The sequence below is a fragment of the Seonamhaeicola aphaedonensis genome (assembly GCF_003386195.1).
In the GTDB taxonomy this organism is placed as follows: domain Bacteria; phylum Bacteroidota; class Bacteroidia; order Flavobacteriales; family Flavobacteriaceae; genus Seonamhaeicola; species Seonamhaeicola aphaedonensis.
The window spans coordinates 1-23,372 of sequence record NZ_QRDX01000007.1; the positions used below are offsets into that span (position 1 = coordinate 1).

The 23,372-nt window shown below is 32.4% G+C and carries 24 protein-coding genes; 16 read left to right on the forward strand and 8 right to left on the reverse strand.

The window, feature by feature from the left end; all coding sequences use genetic code 11:
* Positions 1–108: 108 nt before the first annotated feature.
* Positions 109–846 (reverse strand): hypothetical protein, encoded by a 738-nt coding sequence (locus DFQ02_RS11605; RefSeq protein ID WP_116524613.1) that lies wholly within the window; start codon positions 844–846, stop codon positions 109–111.
* 190 nt (positions 847–1,036) lie between these two features.
* Positions 1,037–1,390, reverse strand: a complete 354-nt coding sequence (locus tag DFQ02_RS11610; RefSeq protein WP_116524827.1) for a 4Fe-4S dicluster domain-containing protein — start codon at positions 1,388–1,390, stop codon at positions 1,037–1,039.
* 76 nt (positions 1,391–1,466) lie between these two features.
* Between DFQ02_RS11610 and DFQ02_RS11615 the strand changes: the two genes are divergently transcribed.
* The 9 genes from DFQ02_RS11615 to DFQ02_RS11655 all read left to right on the forward strand — a co-directional run bounded on the left by DFQ02_RS11615 (position 1,467) and on the right by DFQ02_RS11655 (position 10,008).
* The gene (locus tag DFQ02_RS11615) at positions 1,467–2,528 is read left to right on the forward strand and encodes an acyl-CoA reductase (RefSeq protein WP_116524614.1); all 1,062 of its coding nucleotides are present in this window, start codon (positions 1,467–1,469) and stop codon (positions 2,526–2,528) included.
* A 77-nt stretch (positions 2,529–2,605) separates the two neighbouring features.
* On the forward strand, positions 2,606–3,670 hold the full coding sequence (gene serC / locus DFQ02_RS11620; RefSeq protein WP_116524615.1) for a 3-phosphoserine/phosphohydroxythreonine transaminase: 1,065 nt from the start codon (positions 2,606–2,608) through the stop codon (positions 3,668–3,670).
* A gap of 208 nt (positions 3,671–3,878) precedes the next feature.
* Entirely contained in the window at positions 3,879–4,829 is a 951-nt protein-coding gene (locus tag DFQ02_RS11625; RefSeq protein WP_116524616.1) for a D-2-hydroxyacid dehydrogenase, read from the forward strand.
* A gap of 110 nt (positions 4,830–4,939) precedes the next feature.
* Positions 4,940–5,575 carry a DUF937 domain-containing protein gene (locus DFQ02_RS11630; RefSeq protein WP_116524617.1) on the forward strand — a complete coding sequence of 212 codons (636 nt, stop codon included), beginning with the start codon at positions 4,940–4,942 and terminating at the stop codon, positions 5,573–5,575.
* Between the two features lie 277 nt (positions 5,576–5,852).
* Positions 5,853–6,293: a DUF6146 family protein gene (locus tag DFQ02_RS11635; protein WP_116524618.1), complete on the forward strand. Its 441-nt coding sequence runs from the start codon at positions 5,853–5,855 to the stop codon at positions 6,291–6,293.
* 35 nt (positions 6,294–6,328) lie between these two features.
* Positions 6,329–6,634 carry a DUF6787 family protein gene (locus DFQ02_RS11640; RefSeq protein WP_116524619.1) on the forward strand — a complete coding sequence of 102 codons (306 nt, stop codon included), beginning with the start codon at positions 6,329–6,331 and terminating at the stop codon, positions 6,632–6,634.
* Positions 6,635–6,967, forward strand: a complete 333-nt coding sequence (locus tag DFQ02_RS11645; RefSeq protein ID WP_116524620.1) for a hypothetical protein — start codon at positions 6,635–6,637, stop codon at positions 6,965–6,967.
* A 30-nt stretch (positions 6,968–6,997) separates the two neighbouring features.
* Entirely contained in the window at positions 6,998–9,433 is a 2,436-nt protein-coding gene (locus tag DFQ02_RS11650; RefSeq protein ID WP_116524621.1) for a TonB-dependent receptor, read from the forward strand.
* 11 nt (positions 9,434–9,444) lie between these two features.
* Positions 9,445–10,008, forward strand: coding sequence for a type 1 periplasmic binding fold superfamily protein (locus DFQ02_RS11655; protein WP_116524622.1), 564 nt, complete (start codon positions 9,445–9,447; stop codon positions 10,006–10,008).
* A 63-nt stretch (positions 10,009–10,071) separates the two neighbouring features.
* Here the strand turns inward: DFQ02_RS11655 and DFQ02_RS11660 are convergent, their stop codons facing one another.
* Entirely contained in the window at positions 10,072–10,344 is a 273-nt protein-coding gene (locus DFQ02_RS11660) for a hypothetical protein (protein ID WP_116524623.1), read from the reverse strand.
* Between the two features lie 55 nt (positions 10,345–10,399).
* Positions 10,400–10,987 carry a GTP cyclohydrolase I FolE gene (folE, locus tag DFQ02_RS11665; protein WP_116524624.1) on the reverse strand — a complete coding sequence of 196 codons (588 nt, stop codon included), beginning with the start codon at positions 10,985–10,987 and terminating at the stop codon, positions 10,400–10,402.
* Positions 10,988–11,125: 138 nt separating this feature from the next.
* Between folE and DFQ02_RS11670 the strand changes: the two genes are divergently transcribed.
* Positions 11,126–11,788, forward strand: a complete 663-nt coding sequence (locus DFQ02_RS11670) for an ABC transporter ATP-binding protein (RefSeq protein ID WP_116524625.1) — start codon at positions 11,126–11,128, stop codon at positions 11,786–11,788.
* Positions 11,789–11,833: 45 nt separating this feature from the next.
* Here DFQ02_RS11670 and DFQ02_RS11675 read toward each other — a convergent pair whose 3' ends face one another.
* Complete coding sequence (locus DFQ02_RS11675) at positions 11,834–12,649, reverse strand: hypothetical protein (protein WP_116524626.1); 816 nt, start codon at positions 12,647–12,649, stop codon at positions 11,834–11,836.
* A gap of 277 nt (positions 12,650–12,926) precedes the next feature.
* On the opposite strand from DFQ02_RS11675, the gene DFQ02_RS11680 reads away from it, so the two are divergent.
* Complete coding sequence (locus tag DFQ02_RS11680; protein ID WP_116524627.1) at positions 12,927–13,697, forward strand: TIGR02757 family protein; 771 nt, start codon at positions 12,927–12,929, stop codon at positions 13,695–13,697.
* Positions 13,698–13,750: 53 nt separating this feature from the next.
* On the opposite strand, the gene DFQ02_RS11685 is transcribed toward DFQ02_RS11680, so the two are convergent.
* On the reverse strand, positions 13,751–15,643 hold the full coding sequence (locus DFQ02_RS11685; protein ID WP_116524628.1) for a M61 family metallopeptidase: 1,893 nt from the start codon (positions 15,641–15,643) through the stop codon (positions 13,751–13,753).
* A gap of 98 nt (positions 15,644–15,741) precedes the next feature.
* Here DFQ02_RS11685 and DFQ02_RS11690 point away from each other — a divergent pair, with 98 nt between their 5' ends.
* From DFQ02_RS11690 to DFQ02_RS11710, 5 genes are read left to right on the forward strand one after another with little or no spacing between them, the layout of a single operon-like run.
* On the forward strand, positions 15,742–16,749 hold the full coding sequence (locus tag DFQ02_RS11690) for a glycosyltransferase family 2 protein (RefSeq protein ID WP_116524629.1): 1,008 nt from the start codon (positions 15,742–15,744) through the stop codon (positions 16,747–16,749).
* 34 nt (positions 16,750–16,783) lie between these two features.
* The gene (locus tag DFQ02_RS11695) at positions 16,784–18,709 is read left to right on the forward strand and encodes a BatA domain-containing protein (RefSeq protein WP_116524630.1); all 1,926 of its coding nucleotides are present in this window, start codon (positions 16,784–16,786) and stop codon (positions 18,707–18,709) included.
* A complete protein-coding gene (locus DFQ02_RS11700) occupies positions 18,706–19,962 on the forward strand; it encodes a dihydroorotase (RefSeq protein WP_116524631.1) in 1,257 nt (418 codons plus the stop codon). The genes DFQ02_RS11695 and DFQ02_RS11700 overlap by 4 nt, the downstream gene beginning before the upstream one ends.
* Position 19,963: 1 nt before the next feature.
* Positions 19,964–20,305 (forward strand): hypothetical protein, encoded by a 342-nt coding sequence (locus DFQ02_RS11705; protein ID WP_116524632.1) that lies wholly within the window; start codon positions 19,964–19,966, stop codon positions 20,303–20,305.
* 1 nt (position 20,306) lies between these two features.
* Positions 20,307–20,960 carry an alpha/beta hydrolase gene (locus DFQ02_RS11710; RefSeq protein WP_116524633.1) on the forward strand — a complete coding sequence of 218 codons (654 nt, stop codon included), beginning with the start codon at positions 20,307–20,309 and terminating at the stop codon, positions 20,958–20,960.
* A gap of 110 nt (positions 20,961–21,070) precedes the next feature.
* Here the strand turns inward: DFQ02_RS11710 and DFQ02_RS11715 are convergent, their stop codons facing one another.
* Entirely contained in the window at positions 21,071–21,775 is a 705-nt protein-coding gene (locus DFQ02_RS11715) for a response regulator transcription factor (protein ID WP_116524634.1), read from the reverse strand.
* 2 nt (positions 21,776–21,777) lie between these two features.
* The gene (locus DFQ02_RS11720; protein WP_181896411.1) at positions 21,778–23,355 is read right to left on the reverse strand and encodes a sensor histidine kinase; all 1,578 of its coding nucleotides are present in this window, start codon (positions 23,353–23,355) and stop codon (positions 21,778–21,780) included.
* Positions 23,356–23,372: the final 17 nt, after the last annotated feature.

Genomic DNA, 23,372 nt, shown 5'->3' on the forward strand with positions numbered 1-23,372 from the left:
AGGCATTTGCTATCGTAAAAAGTGGATTACCTTACGATGAGAACTTTGTTTCTAAATTAGCTTAAAACACTTGTTTTTTAACTCAGTTCTTTGTTGTAAAACGTTTTTTTAGCGTTTATATTGAAGTTGATATAGTTCGTCATTTTCTGAATTATAATCGATATCAATACTAAACTCGTGATTTTGTTTTTCTCTTAATAATGCTCCTGATAGATGTAGTATTTCTTTTCCTTTAAATGGGACAATCATAAATCCAAAAAAGCGATATTCCTTTATATTTCCGAATTGAGGTTCAAGTTCAATTAAGCGAGGTACAAGTTCTTCTTTGTCGAAGGGAATTAATTCATTGTTTAGCATAGAACTTATTTCTTCAAACTTTTTTTCTTTTAGCAAATTCACAGTTTTGTCATTCAGACTCATTCTCTTTTCAACCTGTTCCAATGTGGAAATTGGATATTCAAATTGTTGTTTAGAATTGTCTTTGGAAATTAAAACTACGTGAATAGCATCGTAATTCTTTTTTTCTTCTTTTAGATTTTTATAAAATATATAAGCAATATTCGAAGAAGGTAATTTAGGTTTATCTAATCTTTCTTCGATAGCATCACTTTCACTCATTTCGAGTTCGAAATATTTCTTTTTTCCGTCTTCTGTTGACGCTGAAACTCCAACAGCATATTTACATTGTCCTCCATAAAAATCCAGAATTTCTTTTACTCCAGCGTCTTCATTGTCAGTTATACTAATAAAGTTTGAAAGTAGTCCAGTTTTTTGTTCACCATCACGTTTATTTCCGCAAGATGTTATTAAAAATGTACAAATTAGTAGGCTTAAAATTCTGTTCATTGGTTTTTCTTAAATGTTTTACAACTAGAATATAAACTCAGTTTTAATTGCGTTTATAGTCAGATAAGCGAAGTTAGAGTTTTATTATCAGAAAATCAATACAAATAAATTCTCAATTATAAATAATTATCAACAAAAAAATCCCAAGCATTCGCTCAGGATTTAAATATAAATTAATGTTTATTATCAACTAATCTTCTGGATGCATAAAACGCTGTTTTGCTAACAACTCTTCCTCGGTCTCCACATGGTCTTCATCTGGCACACAACAATCTACCGGACAAACCGCAGCACACTGGGGTTCATCATGAAAACCTTTACATTCGGTACACTTATCTGGAACAATGTAATACAGTTCATCACTAATGGGCTCTTGAGCCTCATCGGCATCAACTTCTCTTCCATTTGTTAAAACTACAGTACCTTCTAAACTAGTACCATCTTTATACCGCCAATCATCGGCGCCTTCATAAATTGCAGTGTTTGGGCATTCTGGTTCGCATGCACCACAATTTATACATTCATCTGTTATTATAATTGCCATACCGTTTTTTCTTTTTTGTTTCCTTAAATTTGCAATTGCAAAAATAACGCCTAAACCTATCAAAACCAAATTAAGCATGCAATTAGAGGAAAGAATTAATGCTTTTATAAAACTGGGAGAATTTTTAAGTCAATTCTCTAATGATGTTGTTACTAAAAAAGAAACTATTGAATGTAACGACTTATTTTTTGATGGTTTTAAACACCAGCTAAAACTAGCCGAAGAACACAATGGTTGGTTCACACAGGAGAATATCAGGTTCTCTTTAAAAAGCTGGGTAGAGGCCTTAACACAAAGCAACCTTAACAAGTGGTTAGAGCCATACTGCCTTCAAGATGTTGATTCTAAACAAGTGGCTATTATTATGGCCGGAAACATCCCATTGGTAGGCTTTCATGACTTTCTATCGGTTTTAATTACGGGTCATAGAGTTTTGGTAAAACAATCCTCCAATGATAAACACTTGCTTCCTTATTTGGCAAAATATCTAGAATATATTGAACCCCATTTTAAAGGCCGTATTTCTTTCACCGAAGAAAAGCTAGAACATTTTGATGCCGTCATTGCTACGGGAAGCAATAATACCGCTCGTTACTTTGAATACTATTTTAAAGGTAAACCATCAATTATTAGAAATAATAGAAATTCAGTGGCTGTTTTAACCGGACATGAAACTACAGACGATTTAAAAAATCTTTCAGAAGATATTTTTAGATATTATGGGTTAGGTTGTAGAAACGTTTCAAAACTATTTGTCCCAAAGAATTATAATTTTGATGCCTTTTTCGAGTCTATTTACCACTGGCATCCCATTATTGAAGAAACCAAATACGCCAATAATTATGATTATAACAAAGCGGTGTATTTAATGAGCGAATTTGACATGCTGGAGAACGGTTTTTTAATGATAAAAGAAGATACCAGTTATGCTTCTCCAATAGCCACTTTATTCTATGAATATTATGAAGATGTTAATCTTCTGAAAGAAAAATTAAGTACTGATTCTCAACAAATACAATGTATTGTTTCTAAAGGGATTTTTGAAAATGAAGTGCCTTTTGGTGCCACTCAAAAACCTCAACTTTGGGATTATGCGGATCGTGTTAATTCTGTTGAATTTTTATTATCAATTTCTTAAAAAAATTATTGATTTTTTAGTAAGATTTATTGAATTAATTACCAACTTTGCATCTTTAAATTTTACCACACATAACAATGAAAAAACATAACTTTAGTGCAGGACCTAGTATATTACCACCAGAAGTTTTATTAAAAGCCTCTCAAGGCGTTGTAGACTTAGACAATAGCGGTTTATCTATCCTTGAAATATCTCATAGAAGTAAAGCTTTTGTAGATATAATGGAAAACGCTAGAGCCTTAGCATTAGAACTTTTAGGATTAGAAGGTAAAGGTTACAAAGCATTATTTTTACAAGGAGGGGCTAGCACACAGTTTTTAATGGTGGCGCTCAACCTTTTAGAAAAAAGAGCTGGGTACTTAAATTCTGGTTCTTGGGCAGCTAAAGCCATTAAGGAAGCCAGAATTTATGATGATATATATGAGGTAGCGTCTTCTAAGGAGGCCAACTATAATTACATTCCAAAGGGTTATGAAATCCCTGAGGATTATGATTACTTCCACTGCACGTCTAATAATACGATTTATGGAACTCAAATGAAAGAATTTCCTAACTCACCAATACCTGTAGCGTGTGATATGAGTAGTGATATTTTTTCTAGAAGTTTAGATTTCACAAAATTCGATATTATCTATGCAGGCGCTCAAAAAAATATGGGACCTGCAGGAACAACTTTAGTGGTTGTTAAAGAAGATGTATTAGGAAAAGTATCTAGAAAAATTCCATCTATGATGGATTATAAAGTACACATTGACAAAGGCAGTATGTTCAATACACCTCCTGTATTTGCTGTTTACACCTCTATGCTAACTTTAGAATGGTTAAAGGAAAAAGGAGGTATAGCTGCTATTGAAAAGGAAAATGAAAAGAAAGCACGTTTGATGTATTCTGAAATAGACTTAAACCCATTGTTTAAAGGTTTTGCTTCTAAAGCAGACCGTTCTACCATGAATGCTACGTTTACTTTAGAAAACGAAAACCTCAAAGAAACCTTTGATACCATGTTGAAGGAAGCAGGAATCAGTGCTGTTAATGGACATAGAAGTGTAGGTGGCTACAGAGCATCTATGTACAATGCATTGCCCATAGAAAGCGTTCAAGCACTTGTAGAAGTGATGAGCGAATTAGAAAGAAAAGCATAAAAGAGGTTTAAAGTTAATAATGGCACTATGCTGTTGCTTACTGAAAACCAAAAAAATAGACGTCATTCCGAACAAGGTGAAGTAATCTGTTTAAAAAGATTGCCACGTCATACCGCCTTGGAATGACAAAAAAATAAAATTAATCTTAAGTTAAAGGAATGAGTTTAGAAACTTATCACTTTTGACTTATAACTTCTAACTAAAAAAAATGAAAGTATTAGCAAACGATGGTATTTCAAAAAGTGGTATTGAAGCTTTAGAAAAAGCGGGATACGAAGTAAGTACCACCACCGTAGCGCAAGAACAGTTAATTAACTACATTAATGAGAACGATATTAGTGTATTGTTAGTTCGAAGTGCAACAACTGTACGAAAAGATTTAATAGATGCTTGTCCAAACTTAAAAATCATTGGTCGTGGTGGTGTTGGTATGGACAACATTGATGTAGAATACGCTAGAGAACAAGGTAAACATGTTATCAATACGCCAGCCGCTTCATCACACTCTGTGGCTGAGTTAGTATTTGGCCATTTGTACGGTTTAGCACGTTTTTTACATAATGCTAACCGCGAAATGCCATTAGAGGGCGACAGCAATTTTAAAGGTTTGAAAAAAGCCTATGCCAAAGGCACTGAACTTAAAGGAAAAACCCTAGGTGTTTTAGGGTTTGGTCGTATAGGTCAAGCCACTGCAAAAGTAGCTTTAGGTGCTGGAATGAAAGTAGTTGCTTTTGATCCATTTATTGAAAAAGCCAACTTAGAATTAGATTTTTTTGATGGTCAAAAAGTTAACTTTGAAATTGAAACTATTTCCAAAGAAGACGTTTTAAAACAAGCAGACTTCTTAACACTACATGTTCCTGCTCAAAAAGACTACGTCATTGATGAAACTGAATTTAACATGATGAAAGATGGTGTTATTTTAGCAAATGCTGCTCGTGGTGGTGTAGTTAATGAAATAGCACTTGTAAAAGCTATTGAAAGTGGTAAAGTAGCTAGAGCTGCACTGGATGTGTTTGAAAAAGAACCAAAACCAGAAGTACAGTTATTAATGAATCCTGCTTTATCCTTAACACCGCATACAGGTGCTGCTACGAACGAAGCACAGGACAGAATTGGTACTGAACTAGCTTCACAAATCATCAGTATTCTTGGGTAGTAATTTTTAATGTGACCAAATTGTTATAATTGAGTCCTAACTACAAAAGTTGGGACTTTTTTTGTACCTTCAAACTTCATTTTTTGTAATTTTAAATACAATACAATACCATGTCTGGAATTTTAGATTTATTAAACAGTGACTTAGGAAAAACCATTATTAGCGGTGTTGCAGGTCAAACCAATCAGCCTCAAAGTAAAACACAAGATGTATTAACAATGGCACTTCCGGTGTTAATGCAGGCTATGAAGCGTAATGCCTCTACACCACAAGGTGCTGAAGGTTTGTTGGGAGCCTTAAACAGCAAACATGACGGCAGTATCTTAGATAATCTAGGCGGTTTATTTGGAGGTGGAATAGATAATAACGTACTCAATGATGGTGATAAAATTCTAGGGCATGTACTTGGTAACAAAAAGCAAAACGTTACCAATATACTGGGAGCCAAATCTGGAATGGATGCTAGTTCTGTTGCTCAAATACTAAAAATTGCTGCTCCTATTGTAATGGGACTTTTGGGAAAACAAACCAGGCAACAAAAAGTTACTAATCAAGATGGCATAGAAAGCTTATTGGGCGGTTTAATTAGCGGAAACTCTCCACAACAAGAACAAAGTTTTTTAGAGTCTATTTTAGATGCCGATGGAGATGGTAGTGTAGTTGATGATGTTGCTGGCATGGTATTAGGTGGTAATAAAAAGAAAGGTGGACTTGGTGGTTTACTTGGTGGTTTGTTTGGAAAGTAACAAACCCAATTAGAAAATAAATAAAAGACTGTCAAAAAAAGCTTAAACTCTCATTCTAAAATAATCCCAATAGCAATTGGGACGGGTTGAGAGTTAAAGTTTTTGTACCTTATTTTTTGATAAAAAACACTTGAAACCATTTCATAAGGAATGATTTTTGTAAATTAGTTAAACCTGTTGGTGCGTTTACTCAATTAAAATGGTACTTACCTCAAAGGTGTTTTCTAGTGCTTAAATACTGATGTAATTTTGAAGTATGAATTGAAAATTACTTATCATGAAAAAAATATTCTACATACTCATAACATCTTTATTACTTGCTTTTGGTTGTAATTCCACAAAAAAAATTTCATCAAATACTTATGAAAAAAACGAAGCAGTAAAGGCTAACGATACGGTTAAAATTGCAAATGAAGCATTAGAGTACGAAATTATAATCATTGATCCTGGTTTTTCATTTTGGCTCGCCTCTACTGCTAGACCTGAGGGCTTCTACTCCCAACAATTCATGGAAAGAAGAAATAGCATTTTTGTGATAGAATGGAATCAAAGAGTGTTACAACCTGCAAGATTTAATCCTAATTTATATGAACTCCAAATTGATTATGACCCAAATATAGATTATGGCTACGAAGTGAATTATAAACTCTACAACTACTTTATTTATTTTCAGCTAAAATACAATCAAAGATTAGGGCCTTTTCAACCCAGAATTTAATTGCATTTGTTATTTTTGCAGCATAAAGACGTGCTGTGAATAAACTAAAACAACATTGGGGTATTGAATCCAATTGGCAAATTGCAATTATTTTTGTTGTATTTGCTATTACTGGTTCTACAGCTTCTTACATTGGAAAACCAATTCTTTCTTATTTAAACATAACCCCCGACAATTTGGGAGGTTTTGGGTATTGGACCATTAGAATCCTTTTACTCTTTGTTGTTTATCAGTTTTTATTGGTTGGTTTTGGTTGGTTATTTGGTCAGTATAAATTTTTCTGGGAGTTTGAAAAGAAAATGCTCAAACGGTTAGGTCTAAAAAGATTAATTGGTGATTAGATGAGTAAATTAAAAGATTATATTACCATAAAAGCTATTATACTTCTTTTAGTTGCTGTAATTTTTACACCAACAGCTATTAAATTTATTCATGTTTTTGAACATCATGAGCATAAAGTTTGTATTGATGGAAAATCTGAGCATATTCACAAAGTAGATTTAGATTGTGAATTTCAAAAATTCCAGCTTAACAATCATTTTCTTAGTATAGGAAAGTTTGTTTACCTAATCAATTATAATTGGAATGATAAAATATCATTTTTAACATATAAATTTCTTAATAATCATCGGCATTTATCTTTCTCTTTAAGAGGGCCACCAGTTTTAGTTTAAAAGTCTCTATTTAAACTAAAACACGATGTAATGAAACATTATTTATTGATTGTGGTGCTCTGGTTTTTCAATCTAGCCCATACTCAGAATTGTACATATACTTTTATTGGAGAAGTAAAAGATTTTCATGATGGTACGCCCATGTCTGGTGCTACGGTTTATATTGAAACGCTTAATTCTTATACCACCACAGATATTAATGGAAAGTTCTCAGTTAAAAACATCTGTAATGGGAAGTTGATATTGGTGATATCTCATATAGGTTGTGAAACGCAGCGTTTAGATGTAGATATAAATGGTGATACCTTCAGGGTGATTGATATGGAACATCATATTGAAGAACTTCACGAGGTAAAAGTCTCAGGAGTGGCGCCAAAAAAACTCACTAAAACTGCCCAAGAAACTCAACTAAATACTAAAACTTTGGAACGGTTTAGTGCCTTAAATCTTGGTGATGCTTTGAGGGAAATAAGCGGTGTTTCATCCATAAACACAGGAAATTCTATTGTAAAACCAATAATTAATGGTCTACATAGTAGTAGAATTTCAGTGATAACGAATGGTGTTTTATTACAAGATCAGGAATGGGGAATTGAGCATGCTCCCAATGTAGATTTAAATTCTGCAGGTAGTATCAATGTAATAAAAGGTGCTAATGCACTGGCTTATAGTGGTGATGCTATAGGTGGTGTGGTAATATTAAAACCACTTGGCATCAGTTTAAAAGATTCGCTTTACGGAAAAACGATTTTAACTGGACAAACTAACGGAAGAGGTTATAATGTAACAACTTCTATTACAAAAACTTGGAAAGGTGGTTGGTTTGCAAGTGGTCAAGCATCCAAGAAAGGTTTTGGTGATTTTGAGGCTCCCGACTATTTACTAACCAACACTGGGCTTAATACCAGAGCTTTTAACTTAAGTGCTGGTTATAAAACTTTTGAAAAAGGTTTTAGTTTTAACTACAGTCATTTAAAAAATGAAATTGGGATTTTAAGATCAGCACATATTGGTAGTATTAATGATTTGGTAAATGCTATAAATAATAGTGACCCTATTTTAATAGAAGATTTTAGTTATGACATAAACTCGCCAAGGCAGAATGTAACACATCAAATCTTAAAGGCTGAGTATTATAAAAGATTTAAAAGATTTGGTCGCTTCGAAATACAATATGATTACCAATATAATCAACGTTTTGAATATGATGTAAGAAGAAGTGACGATAACAAACCTGCTATAGATTTAAATCTGCGGACCCATTCCATACGAACTGGTTTAAAATTAGATTCAAATCTCAAAACCGTATATAATTTTGGCATTCATTTAAGATACCAAAATAATTTTGCAAATCCAGAAACAGGTATAAGACGTTTAATTCCTGATTATGACAGATATGATGTTGGAGTTTTTGCCATTTCAAATTTAAAATGGGGTGAAAATACTGATTTGGATTTTGGATTGCGCTATGATTTCAATCGGATTGATGCTCAGAAATTCTACTTAACCTCAAGATGGTTGGAAAGGGATTATAGCAATGATTTCAACAATATTATTATTGGTTCTGTCTTTGGTAGAGAGATTCAATACGGAGTCATTGATTTCGATGCCCAACAGCTACTGACAAATCCTGTTTATAATTTTAACAATTTTTCTGCATCAGCAGGAATTTCACATAAAATAAACAAAGCCCAAACTTTAATTTTTAATTATGGATTATCACAAAGGTCACCGAATCCTTCCGAATTGTTTAGCGATGGGTTGCATCATTCAGCTGCTAGAATTGAATTAGGAGATTTAAGAATTAAACAGGAAACTTCAAACCGATTTGGAGCTACATATCAATTAAATTTAGAGCAGTTAGATTTAAATATTGAAGGTTTTTTAAATAATATAAAAGACTTTATTCAGTTAGTTCCATTTAGCACAGAGCAAACTATACGAGGTGCATTTCCTGTCTGGAATTATGAACAAACTAATGCCTTTTTATTTGGAATTGATTTTGGAGCTACTTATAAAATTAATGAGCAATGGAATTTAAGCAATAAATCATCCTTTATAAAGGGAAGAGATACCAAAGCCAAAACAGCTTTAATTGATATACCCTCCTTTAGAACTAACAACATTTTAGAATACAACAATAAAAAGTGGTTAGATTTTAATGCAAGTTTAGAAAGTGAATGGGTATTTAGACAAAATGATTTTCCTAATTTTAATTTCGAAACCTTAAATCCTACAACACAGCAAATGGTTTTGGTAGACATAAGTACACCTCCGCCAGCCTATAACTTACTTCATTTTAGAAGTGATGTTACAGTTCCATTATCAGAAAAAACAAATTTAAACATTGGGCTTACCGTGTTTAATATCATGGATACTTCTTATAGAGAATACTTAAATAGATTAAGATATTTTGCCGATGACTTAGGAAGAAATTTTATGTTACAAATAAAGTTTAACTATTAAAAAATTAAAAAATGAAAAACTTAAAAATAATTTTAATCTTATCAATGTTAATCGGATCGTTTATATCCTGTGATAATGATGATACACCTACTCCAATAGTTGAGGAAGAAGTGATTACCACAATGACGATAACTTTATCTCCAGTTGGTGGAGGAAGTGATGTAATTATGCAGACGAGAGATACTGATGGTGATGGCCCAAACCCTCCAGTTGTAACTGATCCAGTAAATTTAACGGCCAATACTACCTACAACGGAAGCATAGAATTATTAAATGAATTAGAAACCCCAGCTGTTAATATTACTGAAGAGGTTGAAGAAGAAGATGAAGAACACCAATTCTTTTTCGTATCTACAAATTCTATTGCAACATTTTCGTATAGTGATATGGATGGAAATGGAAACCCAATTGGTTTGAGCTTTACGCTAACTACTGGGGCTGCAGGAACAGGAACTGTTACTGTTACGTTAATTCATGAACCCATGAAAAGTGCAAGTGGCGTTAGTAGTGGAGATATTACCAATGCAGGTGGTGAAGAAGATATTGCTCAAACATTTAATGTGGTAGTGCAATAACTATTTTGCATTAATATAAAAATCCCTTTCTCCCGATAACTATCAGGATTGAAAGGGATTTTTTTATACTTCTATCATTGTTTCTTCTTTTTTAGGATTTAAAACATACGTGTACAACCACATGAATGTGAAGGTTGGAATCACATCTAAAAAAGGAAGTGCCTCTTCAATAAATGAAACAACTGCGGCCACTTTACCTTCTTTTCCTTTATACAGTTTGGTCATAATTAAGGCCGATGCTGGCGCCCAAACAAAATCAAAAGGGGGAAAAACAATAGATACATATCCCAAAGCATCTAAAAGAACACTTAAGGCTAATTTTTTATACTTGCTCATGGATAATTAACATAATAAATTGATAACAAGAAATATACCAAATTTATTGTACCATCTATTTACCAATTAATTTTAAAAACTCATTTCGAGTTTCAATTTTTTCAAACTGCCCTCTAAACCCAGAGGTGGTTGTTATAGAGTTTTGTTTTTGTACCCCGCGCATCATCATACACATATGGGAGGCTTCAATAACCACGGCTACACCCTGTGGTTTTAAAGTATAATTTATACAATCTAATATCTGTTCTGTTAATCGTTCCTGCACTTGTAATCTTCTTGCAAACACATCTACAATTCTTGGTAGCTTACTTAGTCCTACTATTTGCCCATTAGGAATGTAAGCGATGTGTACTTTACCAAAAAACGGAAGTATATGGTGTTCGCAAAGTGAATACAGTTCGATATCCTTAACAATTACCATTTCATCATACGATTCTTTGAACATAGCACTTTTAAGAATCTCAACAGGGTCTTGGTGATATCCCTGAGTTAAGAATTGCATGGCCTTAGCAGCGCGTTCTGGAGTTTTTAAAAGTCCATCGCGTTCTGTATCCTCTCCTAAATCTTCAATAATTTTTTTGTAACGGTCTTTAACATCATCAGTTACCTGAATATTGTATTCTTCAAACTTTCTATATGGCATTATTTACTTTTTAGCTTAATAAAAATAATTAAAAAAAGTTAGACTCGTTTTTTAAAAGAAATCATTGAAAAAAGCAATCATGTTTATCTTGTTGATTACCTTGTAAAGTAGTATTTTCATAGCTTTGAAACTCAAAGAATGATAAAGGCCAAAAACATACACAAATTTTATGGTGATTTACACGTTTTAAAAGGTGTAGATATTAGTGTAGAGAAAGGTGAAGTAGTATCTATTGTAGGAGCTTCTGGCGCAGGAAAGACAACACTTTTACAGATTTTAGGCACATTAGATAATGCTTCAAATGCAGAGCCTTATGAACTCAATATAAATAGTACCAATTTAAAGTCACTATCAGATAAAGAATTAGCAAAGTTTAGAAACCAACATATTGGTTTTATTTTTCAATTTCACCAACTATTACCAGAATTTACAGCACTAGAGAATGTTTGTTTACCAGCATTTATAAAAGGGGGGGCAAAACAAGAAGCCGAAAAAAGAGCTAAAGAATTGTTAGACTTTTTAGGGTTGTCTCACAGGTATGACCATAAACCCAGTGAGCTTTCGGGAGGTGAACAGCAACGGGTTGCCGTAGCCAGATCTTTAATTAATAACCCTGATTTAATTTTTGCTGACGAACCTTCTGGAAACTTAGATAGTGAATCTGCCGAAAACTTACATAATCTTTTCTTTAAACTTCGTGGTGAGTTTGGACAAACCTTCGTTATAGTTACTCATAACGAAGATCTTGCAGATATGGCCGACAGAAAGTTAACTATGGTGGATGGTAAATTTTTGAGTTAAAAAAATACCAACTTACAATAAGATTTTATTAAAACTAATGCTCGTTTAAAAGCCAGTTGTTACTCCAAGTATTGTAATAGTTTTGTTGTTATAATTAATTTTAAAACCTGGATAGCCTCCTATATTCAAATCTATAATTCCTGATCTTATAGCCCTAGGCAACAAAACATAATGTAATGGTTCTTCAAAAACTAATGTGTAAGTAGTTCCATCAGAACTAAATCCATTTTGAAGCGCGTCTAATAGATACTCATCATCCCAGATGTTTAAGGGAGTTTCAGAACCAGCAATCCATATTCTTGAAGAAGCATCATTAAAAGTAACATTTACACCGTCAGTACTAGAAATAATACCATCTTCAACTGTAACAAAAAACTCTATCAAACCATCTTCATTTTCACCAAAATTTTTAACAACTTGAGTCCCTCCCACTTTAAAAACTTCATGATAATAGTTATTAAAAGTAATGGTATGTAAACTTTCTTGTTCCCAGTACCATCCCGTTGATACTATAGTAATACTGCCTCTACGAATAACACCATCTCTACCTTGCGTTCCAGAACCAAAATCTACTGTTATGGTTTTGGGAAACGTTTCCAAATCAAAAGGTTCTATTGTAATTGTGGCGTCAATTTTACTACTATTGGTTTTTCCAGTTAAAGAATTTTCAGCAATTAACAGTACATCACCACTATTATTTACTACATCTTGAAAAATTTCATTAGCTAATACATACTCATTTAGTATATTTATATAAACAGTTCTAGTAGCATCATCAGGGCCAGAGTCATTTAATGGAGTATCGTTTTTTTGACATGACACAAATAAAATGACAAGTATTGGGGCTAATATCTTTCTCATAACTCAGTAATTTATTACTAATTAACGCTTTTATTTCCTTTAGATTATGGTTTTTTTATTAAAATCGCTTTAAAAAGACAAAAATACATATTTTATCGATTATTTATAAACTTTTCATGTAATCTAGTACAGGATTTTAAATGAGAATATATTCATATCAATTTTTTTATGAAACTCATAACATACCGATATTTATTTCAATTAAATGTTCATTAATTTAAGTATACTTTACATACTTTAGAGTATTTTAAATTGAATTTAATATCGTCTTAAATAAATGAAATTAAATAAAAATGAATTACGAGAGTTTTTAGATTTAAAAGTAATTCAATACAATCAGCCAAGATTTATAGAAAGTGACCCTATTCAAGTACCTCACCAATTCTCAAAAAAAGAAGACATCGAAATTGCTGGTTTTTTAACCGCCACTATTGCCTGGGGAAACCGCAAAAGTATCATCAATAACGCTAAACGCTTGATAACCCTTTTAGATAATGCACCATACGATTTTGTTATAAACCATCAAGCTACCGATCTAGAAAAATTAAACACATTTGTTCACCGTACTTTTAATGGTGATGATTGTATGCAGTTTGTAAAAAGTTTAAAGCATATATATTTAAATCATTCTGGATTGGAAGCAATTTTTTTAAAATATGCTAAACCGAATTCATTACAGCTTTCTATTTCAAAATTCAAAGAGGTATTTTTTGAAGTAGACCACTTACCCAGAACCCAAAAGCATATAAGTAATCCTTTGAAAAACTCCGCCGCCAAACGAATTAATATGTTTTTACGTTGGATGGTTAGACAAGACAATACTGGTGTTGACTTTGGAATTTGGAAAAGCATATTGCCCAGTCAGTTATCTTGTCCTCTGGATGTGCACTCAGGTAATGTGGCTAGAAAACTAGGACTTCTAACCAGAAAACAAAACGATGCAAAAGCATTGCAAGAACTAGATAATTCACTACGCAATCTAGATTCAAACGATCCTGTAAAGTATGATTTTGCGCTATTTGGTTTAGGGGTTTTTGAGGGGTTTTAAAAAAATATCAAACTAAAGTTTACCATTTCTTATTTAAAAACTAAAAAAACCGTTTAACCTTTCAACCAAGCCTTTCTTAAAGTTTTTTGAGCTTCAGTGGCATTTGGCTTTTCAACCAACATTTCTCCTATAGTATATGGCTGGGTCGTGATAGTTTTTATTAAAACTTCCTTACCATCTCTATCTAAAACTACTTCAATATCTTCTCCTGGTTTCCACATAAATACTTCTTGTAATATTTGATTGGCATTTTGAAGTGTTAAGGCAGTACCCCCAATAGATTTTATAACATCATTGGTTTGAACCCCTTGTTCCTTCCAGAAACTATTTTGTAAAGCAGCATCTGTAAAGAAAATTGTTCCTTTTTGTCCGTCACCACTAACAATTGGGACGCCATTTAGTAAAATAAAGTTGGTTTCTACCTTACCCTCTCCTATTTCTAATCCTACCTTTGTAAAATATTCATTGTAATCAATTGGTATATCACCAACAACATGGGCGTTGAAAAATTCACCTAATGAAGGATACGTCATAGCAACTATTTCATCAATTAAGGCATCATCTTCAAATGGTTTGTTTTTTCCATACTTATTTGATAATTCTTTCATTAAAGATAGAATACCTCTGTTTCCGTTACTTTCTTCTCGAATTAAAATATCAATACACATGCCTATTAAAGCGCCTTTTTGATAAACATTTAAATATTCATTTTTGTAAGGTACTTTTAACACATTTTCACTCATTATTGTAAAACTCATGGCATCATTCATCCTTGAAGCTCCTTGTATTTTATCCATAATCTTTTTGTAAAACTCAGCTTCTTCAACCAAACCTTGATTCACTTGAAATAATGTTGCAAAATACTCAGTTACACCTTCATACATCCATAGATGTTTTGAAAATGTGGGATTATTATAATCAAAATAATGCACATCTTCAGAATGTACACTTAGAGGGGTTACAATATGAAAAAACTCATGAGACACTACATCTATCATACTTTCCTCTAGAGCATCCGCTGGAATATCTTCTGGCATTACTACTACCGTAGACGTATGGTGCTCTAGAGCTCCAAAACCCTTAGGTGAGTCTTCTTTACCTTCAGAAAGGTATACATAAATATCATAGCGTGGTGTGGTGTTAATAGCTCCCATATAGGCTTTTTGAGCTTCCATCATTTTAAAAATGGTTTCCTTGAGAGACTTTGCAGAATGTATTTTGTTAGGAGAATATACACTCAACACAATTTTAATACTTCCAACCTGAAATTCTTCAACATCTAAATTCCCATACATCATTGGGTTATCAGTAATATCAAAATAACGTGTAGCATAATAGCTAGTAGTTGTGATTTTACCATCTTCACTAGCTGTTGAGTTCACTGTTTGAAGCGCCGATGTTCTTACAAAATTGGCAGGAGCTGTAACATCTAATTTGTATTGATTGTTTTTTAATGAATCAAAATACCCAATAAACCCGTGCAAGTTAAGCACATAATTCTCTGGCTCAATATTAGTTCCTGAAGGTGAAAACGGTACATCTTTACCTATACCTCCTTCAGATTCAACATCATAAGTATCATTAACCCAGTATGTTATTTTATCCAAATTTTTGGCATCTGCAATAGTCCAAGAATTGTCATCTATTTTAGTTGCAACCATTTCTTCTCCTTGGTAATTAAAAGCCTTAAAATCATCAATATACTTCCCAAAATTACTCACAGAATATGTTCCTTGAACTACTTTGGGCAGTCGATAAATTACCGTTTCTGTTGTAAATCTTCCAGGATTAATGGTTACAGGTGCTTTATCATTTTTTACTGCAGATAAATTAATAGCGGTTTCAATAGGCAAGTTTATTGCCAAATCATTGGTAGATTTTTTTGAAGAACCACAACTTGCCATTAAAATACTGGCAAATACAGCAACAAGAATTTTATTGTTCATTGATAGTGAATTTTAAAGTTTTTTAAACGACGTGCAAAATACTACTATGTTACGTTTACTGCTCTTAAGGTTTTGTTAAAAGATAGTATATTCGCTGTATGGAAAAGCCCCTCATTAGTATTCTTACACCTTTTAAAAATACAGAAGCTTTTTTAGCTGAATGTTTAAATTCTATACGAAACCAAACCTATACAAATTGGGAATTACTTATTGTTGATGACCATTCTACAGACCAAAGCTACGCTCTTGTTGAAAATTATAGCAATATTGATAGTAGAATTAAGTTATTAAAGAACAATGGTAGGGGTATTATTTCTGCACTTCAAGTAGCCTTTAAAAATAGTTCTGGAGAATTTATAACCCGTATGGATAGTGATGATATTATGCTACCAAATAAATTGGAAATATTGGCTAATAATTTAATGACTTATGGAAAGCAACATGTTGCTGTAGGTTTAGTTGAATATTTTAGCAATCAGGGTATTGGTCCTGGATATAAAAGCTATGAGACTTGGTTAAATAATTTAACCAGAACAGGTAATAATTATGAAGAGATTTATAAGGAATGTGTGATTCCGTCACCATGTTGGATGATTCATAGAGATGATTTGGTTTCTTGTGGAGCTTTTAACCCCAATATTTACCCAGAAGATTATGACTTAACATTCCGGTTTTACAAACATCATTTTAAGTGTATACCATGTGACACTATCATTCATAAATGGCGCGACTATAGCACTAGAACCTCTAGAACACATATTCATTATGCCCAAAATCATTTTACCAGTTTAAAAGTGCAGCATTATTTGGATATAGATTATCACTTTAGCAAAACACCAGTTGTTTGGGGAGCAGGTACCAAAGGAAAGCTCATGGCTAAAATCTTTTTAGAGCGTGAAATTCCTTTTGAATGGATTTGCGATAACCCCAATAAAATTGGAAGAGCCATTTACGGAAAAGAGTTGTTGAGCTTTGAAACTCTGGGTACTATTAAAAATGCCCAAAGCCTTATAACGGTGGCAAATAAAAAGGCTCAAAAACAAATAAGAAGTCACTTAGATAAACTTAATTTAGAACCTGTAAAAGATTATATTTTCTTTTGTTGAAAATTATGTAATTTTGATTAATCAATAAAAAGGAATGCAATTTAAACACCCCGAACTTCTTTACGCCTTATTGCTACTAATCATTCCTATCATTGTCCACCTTTTCCAATTAAGACGTTTTAAAAAAGAATCCTTTACCAATGTTGCATTCTTAAAGGAAATAAAACAAAACTCTCGTAAGAGTTCACAAATTAAAAAATGGCTTATTCTCTGTACAAGACTACTGCTTTTAGCAGCTATAGTGATTGCTTTTGCTCAACCATTCACATCAAAAAATAACGGTTTTAAAACCGAAAGGGAAACGGTTGTCTACATTGATAATTCCTTCAGTATGCAGGCTAAGGGTAACAATGGTGAGCTACTAAAGCGTGCTGTTCAGGATTTAGTAGTTAATGTACCCGAAAATGAAAACATTTCTGTCATAACCAATAATGGCACTTTTAAAAACACGACCATTAAGGCTATAAAGAATGATTTGTTACAATTAAATTATTCTCCTAACCATTTAACACTAGAGGCTGCGCTATTAAAAAGTGAAATGCTTTTTAGTAAGAAAAAAGGCTTACTTAAAAATTTAGTTTTTATTTCAGATTTTCAGCAAAACAATGTTGACTTTAATCCAGATTTAGATTCGCTTACCAATTTACATTTGGTTCAATTAAAACCTATAAACACGAATAATATCGCCATTGACACTGTTTTTATTTCTGAAACTACTCCCATTAATTACCAACTAAAAGTAATTTTAAAAAATAGCGGTAATCCCATAGATAATATCCCTGTTTCAGTCTACAATGGTGAAAATTTAATTGCCAAAACATCAGTAGAAATTGATAAAATTGCCGAAACTTCATTTACACTGCCAGCTAATGAAATCATAAACGGAAAAATAACTATTGATGATGTTAATCTAAGGTTTGATAACAACTTGTTCTTTAACATCAATCATGGTTCAAAAATTAATGTCTTATCTGTTAACGAGGCTGATGATTCATTTTTAGATCGCATTTTTTCAAACGAGGAATTTAACCTGATTTCAACCTCTAATAATACATTAAATTACAATCTTATTGATCAACAACATCTTATAGTTATAAACGAAATAGATCAAATTTCAAACGCCTTAGTTTCTGCCTTAAAACATTTTGTTTCACAAGGTGGCTCTGTTATTTTGGTTCCTTCTGAAAAGATTAATATACAATCTTATAACCACTTGTTGGCCAACTTTGGTTCAAATTTTACTGCTCAGATAAATGCTGAAAAAAGCATCACCACAATAAATTATGCGCATCCGCTTTATAAAAAAGGAGTTTTTGAAAAACAAGTCTTAAACTTCCAATACCCTAAAGTGGAAAGTTTTTATGAAGCGATATCTAATAGTTACGCATCAGTTTTAAGTTTTGAAGATGGTAAACCGTTTCTTTACCAACATAATAATGTGTTTGTATTTACTTCGGCATTAAATAATAACAATTCTAATTTTAAAAACTCACCATTAATAGTACCAACACTTTATAACATTGCAAAACAGAGTTTTAAAACACCCGAATTATACTATATCATTGGAAAAGAAAATGAATTTGAAGTAGAAACACAACTTCAACAAGATGATATTTTATCTCTTGTAAATAACGGTATGAGTGTCATACCAAGACAGAAATACTTTAATAATAAAGTAATTATCAATACTTCTGAAACGCCCAATATTGCAAACATTTACAGTATAAACAATAAAGCTCAAACCATAAAAAGCGTAAGTTTTAATTACGATAGAAGGGAGAGCATTTTAGAGTATCAAAACTTTTCAAATAATAAAGATGTAATTTTGAGCAATTCAATACACGATGTTTTTAACACCATAAAAAGTGATACAAAAGTTAATGCCTTGTGGAAATGGTTTGCTATTTTTGCATTGATATTATTGATCACTGAAATGCTCATCTTAAAATATTTTAAATGACCATACTTTTAAAATCCGCCACCATCATAGATCCCCAAAGTGAGTTTCACAACACCACTCAAGACATTTTAATTGAAAACGGCACGATTTTAAAGATTTCCAACAATATTAAAAACACTAATGATTACGAAGAAGTAAAATTAAAAAACCTACATGTTTCTCAAGGTTGGTTTGATAGTAGTGTGTGTTTTGGTGAGCCTGGTTATGAGGAGCGTGAAACTATAAAGAACGGACTTAAAGTAGCCGCTTCTTCTGGTTTTACAACTATTGCTTTAAACTCAAACACCAATCCAGTTTTAGACACTAATTCTGATATTACTTTTATTACATCAAAAGCTAGTAATAATATTGTAACGGTACTCCCTATTGGTGCTTTAACCATTGGAAGCAAAGGTGAAGATTTAGCAGAGCTTTACGATATGAGCACATCTGGAGCCGTGGCGTTCTATGATTACAAGAAACCTATTACTAACCCAAACCTTATGAAAATTGCGCTTCAATATGCTGCCAATTTTAACGGGTTAGTATGTTCATTTCCGCAGGAAAATAAAATTTCTGGCCACGGGGTTATGAACGAAAACGTTACAAGTACCAAACTAGGTTTAAAAGGCATTCCGGCTTTAGCTGAAGCATTACAAGTGGCTCGAGATTTATTCTTGCTAGAATACACAGGCGGCAAATTACACATTCCTACCATTTCAACTGCTCCATCGGTTGCATTGATAAGAGAAGCCAAAAAAAACAAATTAGATGTTACCTGTAGTGTTGCGATTCATAACTTATGCATTTCAGACGAAGCTTTAACTAGTTTTGATTCTAACTTGAAAGTATTACCTCCCTTAAGAACTCAAACCGATATAGATGCGCTAATTGCTGGTGCTAAAGATGGTACTATTGATATGGTTACTGCAGATCACTCCCCTATTGATATTGAAGAAAAGAAAGTAGAATTTGATCATGCCGAATATGGCACCATAGGTTTAGAAAGTGCTTTTGGAGCTCTCCAAACTGTCTTTACAACAAAAAAAACTATAGAACTGCTTACTAATGGAAAAAAGCGTTTTGGTGTTGAAGAATCCGCAATAAATATAGGTAATAAGGCAAATATCACACTTTTTAATCCAGATACAAAATATACCTTTGACAACAATCATATTATATCTCGTTCAAAAAATAGCATTTTTGTGGGCGCAGAACTTAAGGGTACAGTATATGGTATTATTTCAAACAATAAAATACACTTAAATAACTAAAATGACGCAACAAGATATTGAACGCGGCAAGAGAAACGCCATAATTAGTTATATTACCATTTTTGGAGTAATTATAGCTTATTTTCTAAATAATGAAGAACATAAAAAAAGTGTTTTTGCTAGTTTTCATATCAGGCAATCGTTAGGGCTTTGGTTAACTTTTTGGGCTTTAGGCTATATTATTGGAAGTTTTGATAGTTGGTTAGTTACTTCTGGGTTCTATTTATTTTTTGCAGTTCTTTTTATCTACGGCTTTTCATCGGCCATTACTGGTAAAACTCAAAAGGTGCCTTTGGTTGGTGATTTATATCAGAAAGTATTCGCGAACCTAGGTAAACAATAAAATGAACAATAACCTTAGCCTATATCACTTAACTAGACCGTCTAGTTTACCTGAAAATGCTCCTCTTTTAATTATGATGCATGGTTATGGTAGTGACGAAAACGATTTATTCTCTTTTGCCGGTGAACTGCCAGATGAACTTTTTATAATTTCGGTAAGAGCTCCCTACCCGATGACTCCTTATGGTAATGCTTGGTATACTATTAATTTTGATGCTGAACGCGGTAAATGGAATGATAAAGTTCAAGCCGAAGCATCCAGAGATTTAATTGCAAATTTCATTGATGAAGTAACTGAAAATTATCCTGTAAATAAAGATAATGTTACGCTTTTAGGTTTTAGTCAAGGTAGTATTTTAAGTTATGGTGTTGCTTTTAATTATCCTGAAAAAGTAAAAAACGTGATAGCTTTAAGCGGGTATATTTATCATGATATTCTACCTGAAGATTTAAACCAAAAGAACTATACCAATTTAGATTTTTATTGTTCACACGGAAGTGTAGATCAAGTAATTCCAGTAGATTGGGCTAGACAAACCCCTACTTTTTTAAAAAGCTTAAATATTAAACACCTCTACTCTGAATTTCCTGTAGGTCATGGCGTGGCACCTCAAAACTTTTTTGAGTTTAAAAATTGGTTAAAAAAGCGAATTTAACTATTTAAAACCTTACTATATCTAATTATATAACTATAAGCTTTTCATCAATTTAATATTGAAATAATGAAAAGTCAGGGACGATTTATAAATAAAATTGAATTCTATTTTTATTCATTAATCACCAATCTAAATCCTTCACCATGAATGTTTAATATTTCAACCTTTTCATCTGGTTTTAGGTATTTACGTAATTTGGCAATGTAAACATCCATACTTCTAGACGTAAAATAATTGTCATCACGCCAAATTTTAGTCAATGCCAATTCACGAGGCATTAAATCATTTTCATGGAGTGCTAACAGTCGTAACAACTCATTTTCCTTTGGCGATAATTTAACAGGATCACCACCATTAAAACGTAAGAAACGTAACTTTGAGTTCAAATGAAACTTGCCTATTTTAAATTCAAACTGCTTACTGTCAGAAATTGTTTCAGTAGCTTTACGTTGAATGATAGCTTTAATCTTCATTAATAAAACTTCACTATCAAAAGGCTTGTTTAAATAATCATCAGCACCTACCTTATACCCTTTTAAAACATCCTCTTTCATAGTTTTAGCAGTCAAGAAAATAATAGGTACGTCTGTGTTTTTTTCGCGTATTTCCTTAGCTAAGGTGAAACCATCTTTGTAGGGCATCATGACATCTAAAATACATAAATCGAAATCGTCTTTTTTAAATTTTTCAAAGCCTTCCATTCCATTTTTTGCATGAGTAACCTCATAGTCATTCATCATTAAATAGTCTTTAAGGACGGTTCCGAAGTTAGGATCGTCTTCTACTAATAAAATTCGTTTTTTTTGCTCTTCCATGTTTATGATATTAAGGGAAGCTTAATTATAAAAGTGCTTCCTTTTCCTTTTTCACTTTCTACTGATACATAACCTTGATGATCATCTACAATACGCTTCACATACGCCAAACCTAAACCATGACCCTTAACGTTATGTATGTCACCAGTGTGTTCTCTGTAAAATTTCTCGAACACACGTTTTGAAGCTGCTTTACTCATTCCACTACCGTGATCTTTTATTTTTAGAATAATATTGGTGCCTATATTCTCAGTGTAAACCTCAATCTCTGGAGCGTTAGGAGAATATTTTATGGCATTATCTAAAATATTTACTATTACATTGACAAAATGAGTCTCATTAGCTAAAACAGACGATTTACTGGCCTCAAAAAGAGTCTTAATATACCCTTGTCTGTTTTCAATAATAAGCTCAACATGCGCAATGGCAGTTTCAATCATGTCGTGTAACTTTACACGGTCTTTACTTATGTTTAGTTCGTTTTTCTCTAGTTTAGATATTCTTAAAACATTCTCTACTTGAGCGTGCATTCGTTTATTTTCCTCCTTAATCATAGTGAGATAACGTTTCACTTTATCTTTATCATCAATAATAGCCGGATTTTTAATGGCATCTAATGCTAGATTAATAGTAGCTATGGGCGTTTTAAACTCATGGGTCATGTTATTAATAAAATCTGTTTTTATTTGCGAGATTTTGCGTTGCTTTATGAGCTGATACAAGGTGCTTGAATAAGCTATAACAATAATTGATGTAAATACAATGGATAGCAAAATCATACCAATTATAGGTGCTAAAATAAACCTACTATCCTTGGGAAAGTTCACCAACAACTTATAAGGTGTTTGTCTGTTTTCATCATAAAAAATAGGCACTTTATACGTAGATTCTTTATCGTATTCAAAGTTTTCACTTTGCACTTTTGTAGCCAGTTCATTACTGTAAATTGCAAACTCAAAGTCTAAATTAATTCCTTCTTCTGCTAGTTTCAACTTCATGAAATCATTGATAGTTTCATTGGAAATTCTCTTGTGGATAGGAAAAGTTTTTGCATAAGCTTTAAAATTTTTTTCAAAATAACTTTTCTCTGCTTCTTTAAGTCTGCCACTATTAAGTATGTTAACAATAGGGCTACTGCCTAAATCTTTATTATCAATTAAATCATCACCTTGATAAAATTCTAATCTCGAAGTTCCTGTTAATCTTTGAATTTCAAGACTATCTAAACCAATGTCAAAGAGCGATTGTGATAATTTATAGTTCTCTTCTAAAACACCACTACTATAAATTAGCCTTTCTTTTGTGTTATTGTTTTGTTGATAGATAAATAACTGAGATACAGCGCTAGAATCAACTTCGGTTTCTTCGGTAATTAATTTTTGATAAGATTCAAATTTTGAGTTGTACTCATCTTCTTCTATATCATTAGAAACCTTATGTAAAGTGGTTAATACACTAGAATGAAACCGTTTTTTTTCATTCTCAACAAAACTCTTTATAAAATAAGCCTGAACGAAAATTATCCCAATTAAAGATAGACTCATTAAAAGCACCAATAGGATAAATACTTTTTTGCTCATTACTCAAAATTAACATT